The organism is Rhizobium sp. 11_C7_N12_5 (genome assembly GCF_051811145.1).
GTDB classification, from domain to species: domain Bacteria; phylum Pseudomonadota; class Alphaproteobacteria; order Rhizobiales; family Rhizobiaceae; genus Rhizobium; species Rhizobium lusitanum.
In genome coordinates this window covers 3409263-3425921 of sequence record NZ_JBPWPY010000001.1, presented here as the reverse complement: position 1 = coordinate 3425921, position 16659 = coordinate 3409263, and the positions used below count along the sequence as shown (strand labels likewise).

Annotated in this window: 19 protein-coding genes; 8 read left to right on the top strand and 11 right to left on the bottom strand. The window is 60.0% G+C overall.

The annotated features are described in order from the left end of the window. Window positions 1–112: 112 nt before the first annotated feature. From AB8B29_RS16795 to leuB, 5 genes are all read right to left on the bottom strand, one after another. A complete protein-coding gene (locus AB8B29_RS16795; protein ID WP_037196149.1) occupies window positions 113–622 on the bottom strand; it encodes a Dps family protein in 510 nt (169 codons plus the stop codon). Between the two features lie 294 nt (window positions 623–916). Further along, window positions 917–1666, bottom strand: a complete 750-nt coding sequence (locus tag AB8B29_RS16790) for an SDR family NAD(P)-dependent oxidoreductase (RefSeq protein WP_047559413.1) — start codon at window positions 1664–1666, stop codon at window positions 917–919. A 151-nt stretch (window positions 1667–1817) separates the two neighbouring features. Then, window positions 1818–2108, bottom strand: a complete 291-nt coding sequence (locus AB8B29_RS16785; protein ID WP_051963408.1) for an ArsR/SmtB family transcription factor — start codon at window positions 2106–2108, stop codon at window positions 1818–1820. 222 nt (window positions 2109–2330) lie between these two features. Next, window positions 2331–3086 carry a lipid A 1-phosphatase LpxE gene (gene lpxE / locus AB8B29_RS16780; RefSeq protein WP_037195671.1) on the bottom strand — a complete coding sequence of 252 codons (756 nt, stop codon included), beginning with the start codon at window positions 3084–3086 and terminating at the stop codon, window positions 2331–2333. A gap of 174 nt (window positions 3087–3260) precedes the next feature. Next, a complete protein-coding gene (leuB, locus tag AB8B29_RS16775) occupies window positions 3261–4373 on the bottom strand; it encodes a 3-isopropylmalate dehydrogenase (RefSeq protein WP_037195672.1) in 1113 nt (370 codons plus the stop codon). A 169-nt stretch (window positions 4374–4542) separates the two neighbouring features. On the opposite strand from leuB, the gene AB8B29_RS16770 reads away from it, so the two are divergent. Next, entirely contained in the window at window positions 4543–5145 is a 603-nt protein-coding gene (locus AB8B29_RS16770; RefSeq protein WP_037195673.1) for a DUF4291 domain-containing protein, read from the top strand. Between the two features lie 83 nt (window positions 5146–5228). Here AB8B29_RS16770 and AB8B29_RS16765 read toward each other — a convergent pair whose 3' ends face one another. From AB8B29_RS16765 to AB8B29_RS16755, 3 genes are all read right to left on the bottom strand, one after another. Then, complete coding sequence (locus tag AB8B29_RS16765; protein ID WP_037195675.1) at window positions 5229–6047, bottom strand: sugar phosphate isomerase/epimerase family protein; 819 nt, start codon at window positions 6045–6047, stop codon at window positions 5229–5231. 272 nt (window positions 6048–6319) lie between these two features. Continuing rightward, entirely contained in the window at window positions 6320–6928 is a 609-nt protein-coding gene (gene leuD / locus AB8B29_RS16760; RefSeq protein WP_037195677.1) for a 3-isopropylmalate dehydratase small subunit, read from the bottom strand. Between the two features lie 194 nt (window positions 6929–7122). Beyond that, window positions 7123–7353 (bottom strand): hypothetical protein, encoded by a 231-nt coding sequence (locus AB8B29_RS16755; RefSeq protein ID WP_037195680.1) that lies wholly within the window; start codon window positions 7351–7353, stop codon window positions 7123–7125. Window positions 7354–7464: 111 nt separating this feature from the next. Here AB8B29_RS16755 and AB8B29_RS16750 point away from each other — a divergent pair, with 111 nt between their 5' ends. Together AB8B29_RS16750 and AB8B29_RS16745 are read left to right on the top strand one after the other, a co-directional pair. After that, window positions 7465–8385 carry an HpcH/HpaI aldolase/citrate lyase family protein gene (locus AB8B29_RS16750; RefSeq protein WP_113118865.1) on the top strand — a complete coding sequence of 307 codons (921 nt, stop codon included), beginning with the start codon at window positions 7465–7467 and terminating at the stop codon, window positions 8383–8385. A 28-nt stretch (window positions 8386–8413) separates the two neighbouring features. Next, complete coding sequence (locus tag AB8B29_RS16745) at window positions 8414–8620, top strand: DUF1737 domain-containing protein (protein ID WP_047559437.1); 207 nt, start codon at window positions 8414–8416, stop codon at window positions 8618–8620. 53 nt (window positions 8621–8673) lie between these two features. Here AB8B29_RS16745 and AB8B29_RS16740 read toward each other — a convergent pair whose 3' ends face one another. Beyond that, a complete protein-coding gene (locus AB8B29_RS16740) occupies window positions 8674–9111 on the bottom strand; it encodes a metallopeptidase family protein (protein ID WP_034510894.1) in 438 nt (145 codons plus the stop codon). 163 nt (window positions 9112–9274) lie between these two features. Between AB8B29_RS16740 and AB8B29_RS16735 the strand changes: the two genes are divergently transcribed. Genes AB8B29_RS16735 through AB8B29_RS16725 form a run of 3 tightly spaced genes read left to right on the top strand, consistent with a single transcriptional unit; the run spans window position 9275 to window position 15157 of the window. Next, window positions 9275–10222: a hypothetical protein gene (locus tag AB8B29_RS16735; protein WP_439006611.1), complete on the top strand. Its 948-nt coding sequence runs from the start codon at window positions 9275–9277 to the stop codon at window positions 10220–10222. A gap of 40 nt (window positions 10223–10262) precedes the next feature. Further along, complete coding sequence (locus tag AB8B29_RS16730) at window positions 10263–11690, top strand: Y-family DNA polymerase (protein WP_246704858.1); 1428 nt, start codon at window positions 10263–10265, stop codon at window positions 11688–11690. Then, on the top strand, window positions 11687–15157 hold the full coding sequence (locus AB8B29_RS16725; protein ID WP_113118867.1) for an error-prone DNA polymerase: 3471 nt from the start codon (window positions 11687–11689) through the stop codon (window positions 15155–15157). Before AB8B29_RS16730 ends, AB8B29_RS16725 begins: the two co-directional genes overlap by 4 nt. Window positions 15158–15207: 50 nt before the next feature. Here the strand turns inward: AB8B29_RS16725 and AB8B29_RS16720 are convergent, their stop codons facing one another. Then, window positions 15208–15450, bottom strand: a complete 243-nt coding sequence (locus tag AB8B29_RS16720) for a hypothetical protein (protein ID WP_312865279.1) — start codon at window positions 15448–15450, stop codon at window positions 15208–15210. On the opposite strand from AB8B29_RS16720, the gene AB8B29_RS16715 reads away from it, so the two are divergent. Then, window positions 15337–15609: a (2Fe-2S)-binding protein gene (locus tag AB8B29_RS16715; protein ID WP_312865278.1), complete on the top strand. Its 273-nt coding sequence runs from the start codon at window positions 15337–15339 to the stop codon at window positions 15607–15609. The two genes, AB8B29_RS16720 and AB8B29_RS16715, sit on opposite strands and share 114 nt — an antisense overlap. Continuing rightward, window positions 15575–16060, top strand: coding sequence for a bacterioferritin (gene bfr / locus AB8B29_RS16710; protein WP_037196153.1), 486 nt, complete (start codon window positions 15575–15577; stop codon window positions 16058–16060). The genes AB8B29_RS16715 and bfr overlap by 35 nt, the downstream gene beginning before the upstream one ends. A 47-nt stretch (window positions 16061–16107) precedes the next feature. Here the strand turns inward: bfr and AB8B29_RS16705 are convergent, their stop codons facing one another. After that, window positions 16108–16647 carry an RNA pyrophosphohydrolase gene (locus tag AB8B29_RS16705; protein ID WP_092573076.1) on the bottom strand — a complete coding sequence of 180 codons (540 nt, stop codon included), beginning with the start codon at window positions 16645–16647 and terminating at the stop codon, window positions 16108–16110. Window positions 16648–16659 lie beyond the last annotated feature (12 nt).

Genomic DNA, 16659 nt, shown 5'->3' with positions numbered 1-16659 from the left:
AGGTTTTCCACAGGAGTCAAGGATTTCCTCGTTTCCGCAGAAGCGGGAGCGAGGAAATCGAGATTATGGCATCCATCGCGGTCATTATGTCCGAAGGCGGGCAGTGCCGCGGTTAGCGGTTGGTGTTGCGCGTGGATTCGAACAGGAACCAGGTGCGGCGTTCCGTCTCGTCCAGCCAGTTCTCAAGAAGGCTGGCGGTGGCGATATCGCCATATTCGTCGCAGACGTCATGGGTCGCGCGGATTTCGGCAGCAAGCTTGAGGTTGTTATCCGCCAATTCGGCGAGCATGTCCTGGGGATCGACATATTCGGCGTCGTTGTCGGGGATGCGCTGCAGCCTGGCAATATTGCCGATCGACCGCAACGTCGTTCCGCCGATCTTCCTGGCTCGCTCTGCCATCGGGTCGGTCATGGCGAAGATCTGATCGCCCTGTTCGTCCAGAAGCAAGTGATAGTCGCGAAAATGCGGGCCGCTCATATGCCAATGGAAATTCTTGGTTTTCAGATAGAGGGCAAAGACATCCGCCAGCAGCGCGTTCAGCGCTGCGGAAATATCGCGTGTCGCTTCTTCACTGAGATTGGTGCGGGTGCCCAGTTTCGATTTGGTGTTAGCGGTATTCATAAAGTCGTCCTCCGTTTTGATGTTCGCGACAGTGATCGCCGGCGGATCTTGAAGGAATTCGATGACATTCGCTGTTGCGTGGGATCGCATTGCAGACAGGATCTATTTTGAGGTTTCGCGGACGAGATGTCGCTTCGCGGCACGGTCGACTGCGATGCTGTGCGGAAAACCCGAACATTTGCAGTAAATAGGAAAACGGGGTCGTTTTGCAATCGTTCGCTAACATATTGGCTCGGCGCCACAGCCGGCCGTATAAAGCCGCCCTCCTCCTGGAGAGCGGCTTCGCCGTGAAGCCTATTTCAGGCCGCCGCCGGCATAGAGGGTTTCCCCCGTCAGCCAGCTCGAATCCTTCGAGGCAAGGAAGACCGCGATCGGGGCGATGTCGGTCGGCTGGCCAAGGCGGCCGAGCGGCGTCTGCGAAACCATCTGCTTTTCGAAGTCGCTGCCGATGACGCCGGCCGCGATGACGCCCTCGGTCTCGACGCCGCCGGGCGAGATGGTGTTGACGCGGATGTTGCGAGGGCCGAGTTCCTTGGCAAGGATCTGGGTGATCGAGGTCACGGCCGCCTTGGTCGCCGTATAGACCGCGGTGGTCGGCAGGTTCATGGTGACGGCGGTCGAGGCGATGTTGATGACATTGCCGCCTTCCGGGCCAAAATACTTCACCGCTTCCTGCGTCGTCAGCAGCGTGCCGAGGACGTTGATGTTGAATTCACGATGGAATTCCTCCTCGGTGATCTCTTCCAGAGACGCGAATTTGTAGACGCCGGCATTGTTGACGAGAATGTCGACGCCGCCAAAGGCCTGCTTAGCCTCTGCAAAGAGCCGCTTTACGTCTTCGGATTTTGATACGTCGCCGTGGACGGCGAGCGCCTTGCCGCCCTTGGCGGTGATTTCTGCCACCACCTTGTCGGCGCCTTCGCGGCTCGAGGCATAATTGACCACGACGGCCGCGCCTTCCTCGCCCATCGCCTTTGCGATGCCTGCGCCGATGCCCTTGGATGCTCCGGTCACGATCGCGACCTTGCCTGTCAGCTTGCTCATATTAGCTCCTGTAGAGAATTGTTAGACGATTTTACAATTGTCGAACTATTGGGCGTATGCGACCCGAAAACCGATCGGCATCGTCCGTTTGATATTTAGATAATCATCTAACTGATACAAGGGCAGGCGCCGACGACCGCAGACGAAATTGTCAGATTCTGGAAAGCTCCGCCATGTAGGCGGCCAGGATGTCGCGTCGCAACACAAGGTTTGCGAACTTGCCTTCACGCCGGATCTCGATGAGACCGGCGTTTTCAAGTTCCTTGAGATGGTGCGAAATCGTCGCGGCGCTGACGGTGTGGCACTGGTTGAGGACGCTGCAGGCCATGGGCTCGGTTCGCTTGCCGATTTCCTTCAGGATCTGCACGCGGCGCGGCTCGGCCAGCGCCCGGGAAATCAATCCCAGCTGCCTTTCGCTCAAACGTATCGGACCGGCATCCATGGTTTTCATCACAGTGGAAACGAAATCGGGTTGACCGCTTTGCGCGGCGGCTGTCCTCCCAGATATATGAATGCCTGATGACCTTGGCAACCTTTGGGATGCGGCCAGGCATGAAGGCGCGCTCAGGCGAAAGGGAGTGCCCTGTTCCGCCTGTTCTGTGCGGAGACCGATCCGGTGTTTCGACGGAGATGCCGCAGGCGGCGCAATAGCCGCAGATCGATTTCAGATCAAAGGCTTGCTGGTCTTCAGCAGTGGCCATCTCGGTGTCGGCCAACCGGCATTGTTGATGCGGAAGAGCAGGCCGTAGCGGGAATAGACGATCGCTGTCATGAAGGAGAACCATCCACCGAGCGCCAGGCCGGCCATGACGTCGCTTGGATAATGCGCGCCGATCATGACGCGTGTGATCGCCAGCCAGAGGGCACATGCGGCGAAGATATAGCGATAGCGTGGGAAGAGGAAGGCAAATGCCACGAACAGCGCGCCGATGGTGGTCGCATGGCCCGACGGGAAGCTCTCGAAGCTGGCACGGCCGTTGAACGGCGAGAAGCCGAACGGCCCCCAATCCGCGAAATGCATCGGGCGGGCGCGGCCGATGGCGCGCTTCAGCAGATTGGCGAGGAGACCCGAAAGCACGATGGTGGTCAGCAGATAGCCGCCGATCTGGCAGATACGCAGCGCCTGGCAGCGACAGCGTTGCGAGTGAAGCAACCTGCTGCCGGCCCAGCCTTCGAAGAACAGGAAGGCGCTGATGAGGATGATCCAGCCGGAATCGCCGAAATCGGTCAGCATTCCACCGAAGAAGCGAATGGATGGCGACAGGTTCTTGAGGGTTGCGCCGACGGGCCAGTCGAACAGCAGTGCGGAGAGAAGGACGATATTGGCCGTCAGGAAAAGACAGATCTTCCAATGGGATGGCGCAAGCCGTGCGTCGCTTCGCCGCCAACGTCTGTCGAGAGACGTCAAGATCGCCTGCATGTCCACCGTCCGTCGTCGAACTTCCACCAAGTCAGCGATCAAGCCTAGCAGGCTCTTGTAACAGTATTTTTAAGGTGGCCGGCCATAGCTGCGCTGCCCGGAGGCTCGACGAAAAACCCCGCACTGCACAAGCAGAGCGGGGTTTCGTGTTTCACGTGAAATATATCAGGCGATTTATGCGGACAGGGCCTTGAATTCGGCGAGGATGGCGTCGCCCATCTCGGCGGTGCCGACCTGGCGGCTGCCTGCCGACATGATGTCGCCGGTGCGGATGCCGCTGTCGAGCACGTTGGCGATCGCCTTTTCCAGCGCATCGGCATCAGCCACGAGGCCGAAGGAGTAGCGCAGGCACATGGCGAAGGAGGCGATCATGGCGATCGGGTTGGCGATGCCTTTGCCGGCGATATCGGGCGCCGAACCATGTACCGGCTCGTAAAGCGCTTTGCGCTTGCCGGTCTTGGCGTCGGGAGCGCCGAGCGAGGCCGAAGGCAGCATGCCGAGCGAGCCGGTCAGCATGGCGGCGACGTCGGACAACATGTCACCGAAGAGGTTGTCGGTGACGATGACGTCGAACTGCTTCGGCTGGCGAACGAGTTGCATGCCGCCGGCATCGGCGAGCATGTGCTCGAGCTGGACGTCGGCATATTTTTCCTTGTGCGTGGCGGTAACGACCTGATTCCAGAGCACGCCTGATTTCATGACGTTGCGCTTTTCCATCGAGCAGACGCGATTGTTGCGGGTGCGTGCCAGTTCGAAGGCGACGCCGGCGATGCGCTCGATTTCATAGGTGTCGTAGACCTGGGTGTCGATGCCGCGCTTCTGGCCGTTGCCGAGATCGATGATCTCCTTCGGTTCGCCGAAATAGACGCCGCCGGTGAGTTCGCGCACGATCAGGATGTCGAGACCCTCGACCAGTTCCGGCTTCAGCGACGAGGCCGATGCCAGCGCCGGATAGCAGATGGCCGGGCGCAGGTTGGCGAAAAGCTGGAGATCCTTGCGCAGGCGCAGCAGGCCGGCTTCCGGGCGCACTTCGTAAGGCACCGCATCCCACTTCGGACCGCCGACGGCGCCGAAGAGAACGGCATCGGCGGCCATTGCCTTTGCCATATCGGCATCGGAGATCGCCGCACCGTGCGCATCATAGGCGCTGCCGCCGACAAGGCCTTCGTCGATGACGAAACCGGCATCCTTCGCCTCGTTCATATAGGCGATGATCTTGCGGACTTCGCCCATGGCTTCTGGGCCGATGCCGTCACCCGGCAGGAGGAAGAGATTGCGCACTGTCATGGGAAAGCCTCCGCGAAAGAAATAGGTTGCGGGTTCTTAGACCTGCAAATGCGGCTTTTCAAGCGAGGAAGGGCGCGAAACGGTACGGTTTTCGGGAGTTTGGGGTGCCATCTGTCGCCCATCGCATCTTTCGACGTCGGCTTGTTCGGTCAGGGCTTTCTATCTATAAATGGCCATGCATAAACAAATACGAGCAATTTTTACTGACACTACAATCCGGGTTTATCAGGCTTATGGCGATCAGATCGCCGATATAGCGCTTCGGCAGGGCACTTTTGCAGCGCCGTTCAGTTTCTCGCGAATGACCTGGATCAAACCGTCTTTTCTCTGGATGATGTATCGCTGCGGCTGGGGTCTCAAGGATGAGAACCAAAAGCGGGTGCTGGCCATCGATATCGATCGCGCCGGTTTCGAGCGGGCCTTGTCGATGGCATGCCTGAGCCACTTCGACCCGGAGCTTTATGTCAGCGAGACGGCTTGGAAGGAAAAGCTTCAGGTCAGTATGGTTCGGATTCAGTGGGATCCGGAGCGAGACATCTTTTTCCGACCTTTGCCCCATCGGTCGCTTCAGATCGGTCTCAGCGGCGATACCGTACCGTTATATGCCGAAGAGTGGATCAAGAAGATCACTGATGTCACTGAGCAGGCTTTGCGCCTCAAGAAGGCGGTTGACGCAGGAGATCAGACCTATCTGGACACGCATCTGCCGCAAGAGCAGCCATATCCGCTGCCGCGTTCAATTGCCTTGGCGATTGGCGCAGTGGTCGATTGATGGACCTGACCGCTGCGGCGATGTGTGACGCATAGCTAGCCGGCCTCCGGCGCAAGACCAGAGACCGATGTCATCTGTTCCGTTTACTCAGCCAAGCCGAGCGAGGCCAGATAGGCAGCCGATGCCGGGATCTTCGACTTGTCCTTGATCTCGATGATCAGGCGCGGGTTATTGTTAAGCTTGGCAAGGGCGGCAAAGACGGCACGCCAGTGAATATTGCCTTCGCCGAGGCTCCAGTGGCGATCGGCATAGCCATCGGCATCCTGCAGGTGGACGTGCTGCAGGCGGTTGCCGGCGGCGTGGACATAGTAGTCGACCGGCGGCGCGCCGGTGTAGCCATGGGCGTAATGGGCATGGCCGGTATCGATCGAAACGGCGACGGCGGGCGAATTGAAGCTGTCGGCGAGGCCGACGCGGATATGGGGATCCTTGTCCTCGATGTTTTCGATGACCATGGTCAGCCCGATGTCTTCGGCGCGCTTCACCGCATCCTTGAGCGTCAGATGCGTATATTCGATGATCTTCTCGCGCTCGCCCTTGTTGTTGTCGAGGTTGTTGTAGGACCAGGACGTATAGGGGCTATGGATGACCATCTGCGTGGCGCCGATATTGGCGCAGACGTCGAGTGCCTGCAGCAGCCGCTTGGAAACGACGGCGCGGATGTCCGGATCCTGCGAGGCGATGACGAAACCCCAGAACGGGCCGTGGATGCCGAGGCGGCCTTCATGGCCGTCAAGCAGCTTGCGGGCGCGCTCGGCCAGCGGCTGCCAATCGCCGTTCAGGACTTCGGCTTCGACGAAGCTCTGCAGTTCCAGATCGCGCGGCTTTTCGAGCAGCCAGTTGCGATGAGTTTCGACGTCGGAGAGCGTCATGGCGGCGCCGACAATAGGGAGGGAAGTCATGGAGAGGCTCCATTGCGTGGAGAGGAATTAGGACGGGAGGAGAGGCCGCAACGGCCTCGGCAGGCTTATATGGACCCCCTTCTTGTCGATCATATTACAGCGGGTGGAAAAGATGGTGCCCGATCCGTTTTCCGAGATTTGCGTTCCCCGGTTCTTGAGCGTGTAATTGCGGGACAGCCCCCTCTCCCCGCTTGCGGGGAGAGGGGGCCTCCGCATGAAAAAAGCCGGGCTGCAAGGCCCGGCTTCGAAGTGCAAAACAATGATGAAATCGATCAGGCGGCCCAGGGATGAGCGGCGGCGTTCGACTTTTCGAACTTGTCGATCGCAGATGCCTTTTCCAGCGTCAGGCCGATATCGTCGAGGCCGTTCAGCAGGCAGTGGCGCTTGAATTCATCGAGTTCGAACTTGAGCGAGCCGCCGTCCGGGCCGGTGATTTCGAGGTTTTCCAGATCGACCGTCAGAATGGCGTTGGAGCCGCGCGAAGCGTCGTCCATCAGCTTGTCGAGGTCTTCCTGGCTGACCTTGATCGGCAGGATGCCGTTCTTGAAACAGTTGTTGTAGAAGATGTCGGCGAAGCTGGTCGAGATGACGCAGCGGATACCGAAATCGAGCAGCGCCCAAGGAGCGTGCTCGCGCGAGGAGCCGCAGCCGAAATTGTCGCCGGCGATGAGGATCTTCGCATTCTGATAGGCCGGCTTGTTCAGCACGAAATCCGGATTCGGCGAACCATCTTCGTTGTAGCGGGCTTCAGCGAACAACCCCGTACCGAGACCGGTGCGCTTGATGGTCTTCAAATAATCCTTCGGGATGATCATGTCGGTGTCGACATTGACGACCGGGAGCGGTGCTGCAACACCGGTCAACTTCACGAACTTGTCCATGGGGTCCTGCCTTCATTTTCGTCTAAGCACGAATTATCCTGCCAATAGAGCAAATCCGGCCCGAAATGAAGGAGAATCTTGGAGATGCTCTAAAACCGGCGCTTTGGTCGCAATCCGCCTTCAGGAACATGCCTGGGATTGGTGCGAGCGCATTCGACAGTGGGCAATAGGCTGCCCCTGCCCTGTGTCCGACCTCAGAGATCGATAATCGTGCCGCGACCGTCGTTCCAGATGCGCATTTCGCGCTGGCTGTTCGTCTTGGCGCGCACCGGCGCAGGCTTCATGCGGAGCGAAATCGCACGGGCTGCCATGAGCACGGTCAGGATACCGCCGACGGCAAGCGTGAGCGAAACGGTAAACAGCGCCATGGCTGCAAACACGGTGATACCGGCAAGAGCAATGAACAGGGAACGGATATTCTGCATGGTCGAGACCTCTCTACTTACGGCAATGTGGTCCTCTTCCTTTCCATCTGCAAGAGGAGCATGGCTTTTTGTTGGCTTGCCTGCCGATTAAAAGCGCGGCAAAACGACACTATGAGCCAATCATCCTTCTCTCGTCCCGCCCGCCTGCGCCGCTCGGTGTTGAGCGTTCCCGCCATCAACCGGCGCGCTCTGGAAAAGCTTGATAGCCTCGATTGCGATGCCGTCATCTTCGATCTCGAAGATTCCGTCTCGCCGGAGAAGAAGGCCGAGGCGCGGGATAATTTACGGAGATTCTTCGCCGCCTCGCCGCTATCAGGCAAGGAGCGGGTCATTCGCATCAATGCGCTTTCCTCCAATTTCGGTGCCGACGATCTGGACCTGGTTCTGGCGCTCGAGCCGGATGCGGTGCTGTTGCCCAAGGTGGACGAGCCGCAGGACGTGATTGATGTCAGCGACAGGCTGGCCGAGGCGGATGCGTCGGAGAGCCTGCGCATCTGGGCGATGATCGAGACGCCACGCGGCATCCTGAATGCGGCTTCGATCGCCGAGGCCGGGCGCACGTCGGGCAGCAGGCTCGATTGCTTCGTCGTCGGTCTCAACGACCTCAGGAAGGAAACCGGCGTGTTGCCGCAGCCGGGCCGCGCCTATCTCGTTCCCTGGCTGATGCAGGTGGTGCTGGCCGTGAGCGCCTACGGGCTTGAGGCCCTTGACAGCGTTTTCAACGATTTCAAGGATATGGAGGCGTTCGACGCCGAATGCGGCCAGGGCGCCGCCATGGGCTTTTTCGGCAAGATGCTGATCCATCCGAGCCAGATCGAAGCCGCCAACCGGCATTTCGGTCCGGATGCAACAGCCATTGCCGAGGCTGAGGCCATCATCGGCGCCTTTGCCGCGCCGAACGCTGCTGATCTCAATGTCGTGAACCTCGGCGGGCGGATGGTGGAGCGGCTGCATCTTGTCCAGGCAGAGAGACTGGTTCATAAAGCTCGCCTGATCGCAGCACGCCATCACCCTTCGACACGCTCAGGGTGAGGGCTGATATCCTACGAAAGACGCTTTGATGAAACTCTACCGCTTCCTCACCGGGCCCGACGACGCTTCCTTTTGCCACAAGGTATCAGCGGCGCTGAACAAAGGCTGGGAACTGTCGGGCTCGCCGACCTACGCCTTCAATGCGGCGACCGGCCAGATGCAGTGCGGCCAGGGTGTCGTCAAGGAAGTCGCGGGAAAGGATTACGATCCTGAGATGAAGCTTTCCGAGCAGTAAGTACCGGGTACCTCGTGCCCTTCCCCTGACCGTCCTGCGGTCGGGGTCTGATGTCATCGATCCGTCGCTTCTTCCGCGCTTTCCTCGATGCGCTCCATGTCCTCGTCGCTCAGGCCGAAATGATGGCCGATCTCGTGGATCAGGACATGGGTGATGATGTCGCCGAGGGTTTCCTCGTTTTCCGCCCAGTAATCGATGATCGGCCGACGATAGAGGCGGATCTTGTTGGGCATCTCGCCGGTCTGGGCGGTGAAGCGCTCGGATATGCCGCGACCCTCGAAAAGGCCGAGCAGGTCGAAGGGCGTTTCCAGCGCCATGTCCTCGAACACATCGTCATCGGGAAAATCCTCGATGAGGATGATGAGGTTGCCGGTGAGCGAGCGAAATTCGTCCGGCAAGTGGCTGTAAGCCTCCATGGCCAGAGATTCGAATGTGCTGATTGAGGGCGCGTGGCGGTCCCGCCAATCCTCGCTCTGGTCAATGCGAGCCATGAATGCTTCCTTCCTTCGCTGGTCATATAGAGCCTTTGCGTCGCTTTTACGAGTGCGGATTAAGGCAAAGGAATATTTTCTTATAAATTGGTGTTGACTCTTTTTCCGACCTCTGGAATCCATAAGAACATAACAGGAACATAAATGATCTGGAGATAACGTCATGGCCGAAGCCGCCGTGGCGCGGGAAACGTTTTTTGCCCTGCGTGAAACTATTGCCCGACTTGAAGGCAGGCCTATACCGGCGCTGGCCGCGGCGGCGCGCGAAACGCTGGCGGAGAAGGGGAGACCCGGTTTTGCAGGTGTTGCCCAGCCATTGCTTGCGACCGGCGTCGACGACCTCGATGCGGCGATGCAGGGCGGTGTTCCCCTTGATGGTCTGACCGAGGTCCGCTCGCTGGGCCTGCGCGATGCGGGGGCGGCCAGCGGCTTCGCCCTTGCTCTTGCCGCGCGGCTTCATGCGCAAGCTGCCGGCACTGCTGCCGTATCCCCGGTTCTGTGGATCGGCGATACGGTCGCCACGATGGAGGCGGGCCTGCCCTATGCCATCGGTATCGGAGATTTCGGACTGGAGCCGACGGCATTCCTGCAGGCTTCGCCACGCAAGCTGGAAGATGCGCTCTGGCTGGCGGAGGCAGCACTTGCCAGCGCCGCCTTTGCGGTCGTCATCCTGGAGGTGCGCGGCAATCCCGCCCGCTTCGGGCTGACCGAAAGCCGGCGGTTGGCGCTGAGGGCCAAGGCGGCGGAGCGGCCCTTGTTTCTGTTGCGGCAAGGAGGCGAGGAGGAGGCAAGCAGCGCCCTCTTCCGCTTCTCTGTCGAACCCGCGCCGGCGCAGGCGCGGCCCCTGCCGGACGGATCGGTGCTTGGCGGCAGCATCGGTCATCCGGCCTTTCGTCTGACCTTGGAAAAGAGCCGCAACCCGGCGCCTCTTTCCATAACCCTGGAGTGGAATGCCCATGACCGCCGCTTTGCCCTTGTCCCCGATGCTCAGCACCCTGCCCTTCCCGGCGAACACGCAGCGCATTCTGGCGCTGACCTTTCCGCATCTGCCCACCGACCGGATCGCCCGCAAGCGCTGGGGCCTGTCCTGGCGTTCGACAGGCCGGCTTGAAACGCCGCCGCTGGTCTGCGCCGGCAAGCTGAACAATACCATGCGGCTGACCGCGCTCAACGAGCGGGCGGAGATGATCGGGCTGAAGCCGGGCCAGGGCGTGGCCGAGGCGAGGGCAATCTGCCCTACCCTCGATGTCGTCGAGGAGGAACCCTCGGCGGATCGCAAGCTGCTGGAAGCGATCGCCGATTGGTGCGATCGCTATACGCCGCTGGTGGCGATCGACGGCAAGGATGGGCTGTTTCTCGATATTACAGGCTGCGCTCATCTCTTCGGCGGTGAGGAGGCGCTGCTCGAGGATATATTGATCCGGATTTCCCGGCTGGGGCTCGACGTGCGCGGCGCCATTTCCTCGGCGCCAGGCCTGTCCTGGGCGGTCGCCCGTTTCGAGGAAAGCCGCATCGTTCCCCCAGAAGCCATGGAGGAGGCGTTGGCGCCGTTGCCGGTGGCTTCGCTGCGGCTTGGCGAGGAGACGATCGCCGCGCTGCAGAAGCTGGGGTTGAAGCAGGTGGGCGATCTTCTGGCCGCACCACGCGCACCGCTTGCCCGCCGTTTCGGCGCATCGCTGCTGTTGCGGCTCGATCAGGCCGTTGGGCTGGTCGAAGAGCCGATTTCGCCGCGCCGGCCGGTCGCGCAATTGTCTGTCGAGCGCCGGCTTGCCGAGCCGGTACAGGCGGAAGCCGATATTCTGCAGCTCGCCCGCCAGCTTGCCGAAACGCTGAAACCGGGTTTGGAGGCACGCGGTGTCGGAGGCCGCTCCTTCGAGCTTTTGCTGTTCAGGGTGGATGGGGCGGTATTCCGCATTGCCGCCGGGGCATCGCAGCCGCTGCGGGAGCCGAGCCGGATCGCCAGCCTGTTCACCGAGCGTTTTACCGCCATTCATGACGATCTCGATGTGGGATACGGCTTCGAGATCGTCCGCCTGAATGTTCTGCAGCATGCACCCTTCGATGCGATGCAGGGTGATTTCGTTGGAGAAGGCCGGCAGGGCACGTCGCTTGCTGCCTTCGCCGACCGGGTCGCGGCGCGGCTGGGACCGGATTGCCTGCAGGGTTTCGAGCTCAGGGAAAGTCATATTCCCGAACGGGCCGCCCGACCGGTGCCCGCCATGGAAATCCTCGCCGCCCATAGGCGGACAGGCAGCGACTATGCCGGCCACGGCTTTTTCCGGGGTGAACGGCCGCTACGGTTGTTTCGCATGCCGGAACTGATCGAAACCGTTGCCGCCGAAGTACCTGACGGGCCGCCCCGGCAATTCCGCTGGCGGCGCGTCATGCATCGGGTAAGCCGAGCCGAAGGGCCGGAGCGGCTTTCGGCGGAATGGTGGATCGAGGAGGAGGAAACGCCGGCCCGCGATTATTTCCAGGTCGAGGACGAGGAGGGCCATCGTTTCTGGCTGTTCCGCAAGGGTCTCTATGGCCGAGGCGAGACGGCGCCGGACTGGTACATGCACGGAGTTTTCGCATGAACGCGCGTCCGAGCTTTCACGAGCCTGTGCCCTTCTTCGAGATCGGAGTGAGAACGAACTTCTCCTTTCTCGAAGGAGCCTCGCATCCGGAGGAGATGGTGGTACAGGCCGCCCGCCTGAAGCTTTCCGGATTTGGGATTGCCGACCGCAATTCGGTTGCCGGCGTGGTCAAGGCACATGCGCATACCAAGCTTCTCCAGATGAAATACAAGGAAACTATCAAGGAGAATCTGGAGCTTCGAGCCAAAGGGAAGCCGGAAAAGCCGCTCCTGAAGCCGGTCGCTTTCCAGCCCGGCGCTCGCCTGGTCTTTTCGGACGATACGCCCGACATTCTTGCTTATCCGCAGAATCGCAAGGGTTGGGCGCACCTTTGCCGGCTGTTGAGCGCCGGCAATCTCAAGGCTGAGAAAGGCTCCTGCAAGCTTGAAGAAGCCGACCTGATGGTATGGGGTGACGAGATGATGCTGGCGCTCGTTCCCGACGCTGAGAGCGTGGAGACGCCGGAAGGGCAGGAGAAGCTGGAGCAATGCCTGGCGCGGCTATGGATGCGCTTCGGCAGGAAGCTCCATATGGTGCTGTCGCCTGCCTATGACGGGCGGGATCGGCTGGTCTTTGCCACGCTCTCCATCATTGCATTGCGCAACGGGGTGCGGCTGATCGCCAGCAACCAGCCGCTCTATCACGCAACCGAACGCAAGCCGCTTGCCGATATCGTCGTTTCGATCCGCGAGCATGTGACGATCGCGGAAGCGGGCTTCAGGCTCGCGGCCAATGCCGAGCGCTATCTGAAGGGTGCTGCCGAGATGGCGCGCCTTTTCAGGGATTATCCGAAGGCCGTGGCCAATACGCAGAAATTCTTTAGTCGGCTGTCTTTTTCGCTCGATGAGCTGAAGCATAATTATCCCGACGAAAGTGTTCCGGGCGAGGCGGTTTATGAAACGCTGGAGCGGTTGACGCGGGAGGGTGCGAAATGGCGCTATCCCAATGGAATCTCTGAAAAGGTCGCCAAACAGATCGATCATGAGCTCAAGCTCATCCGCGAACGGCAATATGAGCCTTATTTCCTGACGGTGCATCGCATCATGGAATATGCCCGCAGTCAGAATATCTTGTGCCAGGGGCGCGGCTCTGCCGCCAATTCCACAGTCTGCTACTGTCTTCGAATTACCGAGGTCAATCCGGAGATCACGACACTTTTGTTCGAGCGTTTCATCTCGACGGAGCGCGAGGAGCCGCCGGATATCGATGTCGATTTCGAGCATGAGAAGCGCGAAGAGGTTATTCAGTTCATCTACCGGCATTATCATAAGGAGCATGCCGGGCTGACGGCGGCGGTGACCAGCTATCGGGCACGCTCGGCCGGTCGCGAAGTGGCCAAGGCCTTCGGCTTGTCGGAGGATGTGCAGTCAGCTCTTGCCAGCGGTGTCTGGGGCTGGTCGACGGAGGAACTGTCCGAACGCGAGGCCAAGCTTGCCGGTCTCAATCTCACCGACAAGACGACACGGAACGTCCTTTCCTATGCCGCGACGCTGATGGGGTTTCCGCGTCACCTGACTCAGCATGTCGGCGGCTTCGTCATCACCAGGGATCGGCTGGACGAGGTCGTGCCGATCATGCACACGGCGATGGACGATCGCTACATGATCGAGTGGAACAAGGACGATCTCGACAATCTCAACATATTGAAGATCGACGTCCTGGCCCTCGGCATGCTGACCTGCCTTGCCAAGGCTTTCGACCTGCTGCTGCTGCATTACGACGTTAAGAAGGAACTCGCCGATCTCGGGAGTGGCGAGTATCCCGACCGCGTACCGGTCTATGACATGATCTGCCGTGCCGACACGATCGGCGTCTTCCAGATCGAAAGCCGGGCGCAGATGAGCATGTTGCCGCGTCTCAAACCCCGCAGATTCTATGATCTGGTTATCGAGGTAGCGATCGTCCGGCCCGGTCCTATCCAGGGCAATATGGTGCATCCTTATCTCAAACGACGGGATGACGTTCTTCAGAATCGGCCGATCGATTACCATCGGCCTGAATTGAAGGCGGTTTTGGAAAGAACGTTAGGTGTTCCCCTATTTCAGGAACAGGCGATGCAGATTGCCATTACAGCAGCCGGATTTTCGGCGGCAAAAGCTGATCGTTTGCGCCGGTCCATGGCAACGTTCAAGCGGACAGGAAAGGTTGACGAATTCAAGCAGGACCTGGTTTCGGGCATGGTCGCGAACGGTTACCCTCAAGACTTTGCCGAACGCTGTTTTAGCCAGATTGAAGGTTTCGGCGAATATGGTTTCCCCGAAAGCCATGCGGCTTCGTTTGCCTTGCTCGTCTACGCCTCTTCCTGGCTGAAGACCTATTATCCCGATGTCTTCTGCGCGGCGATCCTCAATGCCCAGCCTATGGGCTTTTATGCACCGGCGCAGCTGGTGCGCGATGCGCGCGAACATGGCGTCGAGGTGCGGCCGGTGGATGTCAATCATTCCCGTTGGGATTGCCTGTTGGAGGAGGCGCGCTTCGATCAAGACGCGGTCGAGCCCCGCCATGCGTCGATGCGCGGCCACATCAAGACGAAATGTGCCGTCCGCCTCGGCTTCCGGCAGGTCAAGGGCCTGTCGGATGAGGAGATGGAACAGCTCGTCGAGCGTCGCGGCGATGGCTATCGGTCCGTGCGCGATCTCTGGCTGCGCTCCGGGCTTGCCAAGTCGCAGATCGAGCGCCTGGCGGATGCCGATGCTTTCGGTTCCATCGGCTTGAGCCGGCGTGAGGCGCTATGGGCGGTTCGGGCGCTCGATGCCGGCAGCGCTGCGGAAACACTTCCCCTCTTCGATCTTGGCGACCATACGGACCTGCAGCTCGAGCCGGCGGTCGCACTGCCCGAGATGCTGCCCGGCGAGCAGGTCATCGAGGACTATCGCTACCTGTCGCTGTCCCTGAAGGCGCACCCGGTTTCGTTCCTGCGTGCCGACTTCGCCAACATGGGCATCGTGCAGAACCGGGATCTGCCCAATGTGGCGAATGGGAGGATGGTGACGATCGCGGGTCTGGTGCTGGTACGCCAGCGGCCGGGCTCGGCGAATGGGGTGATCTTCATGACGCTGGAGGACGAGACGGGTGTCGGCAATGCAATCGTCTGGCCGAAAATGTTTGAAAAATACCGCGCCATCGTCATGGGTGCGCGGCTGGTGAAGATTCGCGGCCGCCTGCAGAGCGAGAGCGGTGTCATCCATGTGGTGGTCGACTATATCGAGGATATGACCGCGGCGCTCGGCATTCTGCAGCGCGAGGCACGGCGCTTCGGCGTCAGCGACCGGGCGGATGAGGCGCTGCGGCCAACCATGGACCACCGACAAAAGAAAAGACGTGTATCGCCCGACCCGCTGGAGCGCGAGGCCGGGGCAGCGACGGAAGGCCGCACCGATATTGTCGAAACGGCGAAGGTGATGCCGCGAGGCCGCAACTTTCATTGAATGCAGGGGTTTGCATCCGGGGCCCATAGGCCACCGGTGTCGCCTGCCGATCAAAATGAATCGTTTCTTTCTTGACAAAGAGCGTCTTCTTTAGCAGATAACAAGACAGCAAGTGTCATGTTTGACGGGCTGAGCGAAGAATGCTGGTTTGTAGCTGTAATTACATCACCGACAAGGAAATCCGGGACGTCATCAACGAGTTCCTGGATGAGGACTGTTGGCAGCTCATCGTCCCCGCCAAGGTTTATCACGCCATGTCGAAGCGCGGTCGCTGCTGCGGATGTTTCCCGAATGTCGTTGATATCATTATACAGACAACCGAGGACTATCATGCCCGTCGTCACTCGACGGAAGCAGAAATATTTGATTTCATGTCCCGCTTGAAAAAATTTCATGAAGACAGCAGGAGAGCGGACATTGAAAGGCGACAAAAAAGTCATCGAGCGGCTTAACGAGGCACTGTTCCTCGAGCTTGGCGCAGTTAATCAGTATTGGGTCCATTACCGACTTCTCGAAGATTGGGGCTATACCAAGCTGGCAAAGAAGGAGCGTGCGGAATCCATAGAGGAGATGCAGCACGCAGATCGCCTCGTTGCCCGCATCATCTTCCTCGAGGGACATCCGAACCTGCAGACGCTGGCACCGCTGCGTATCGGCCAGAATGTCAAGGAAGTGCTGGAGGCCGATCTCGCTGGCGAATACGACGCCCGCGCGGCCTACAAGAAATCGCGCGACATCTGTCATGACGCCGGCGACTACGTCTCGATGAAGCTGTTCGAAGAGCTGCTGATGGATGAGGAAGGCCATATCGACTTCCTGGAAACCCAGCTCGAGCTGCTTGGAAAGATCGGCGAAGCCAAGTACGGCCAGCTGAACGCCGATTCTGCCGACTCAGCAGAATAACTGGTATCACGAAGCCGGCCGCTTTTTGAGCGGCCGGATCCCCCCGTTCAGTCTTCGGCCTGCAGACCCGCCAGGTGCTCGAATTCGGCGACCACCTGTTCGTAGACCGATCGCTTGAAGGCGACGATAAGCTCGGGCAGCGTTGCCATGGGCTTCCATCCCCAGGCGTCGAATTCCGGTTCATGGCCGCCCGGCGGTGGGTTGATGGCGATTTCGCTTTCGTCGCCGTCGAAGCGGAAGGCGAACCAGCGCTGGGTCTGGCCGCGGAATTTCCCTTTCAGGCCGATGCCGATCAGCTGCGAAGGCAAATCGTAGTTGATCCAGTCCTTCGCTTCGGCCAGCAGGCTCACCGTTTTCATCCCAGTTTCCTCATAGAGCTCGCGATAGGCGGCCTCCAGCGGATCTTCGCCCGCATCGATGCCGCCCTGCGGCATCTGCCAGAGCTGCGGCGAGCCGTCATACTCGGAATTGCCGATCGGAATGCGCCGGCCGGCCCAGACCAGGCCATCGCGATTGAGCACCATGATGCCGACGCAAGGGCGGTAGGGCAGGTCTTCGGCCTTCACGGGCGCGTGGGGCTTGCTCATCATTCTCTCCAA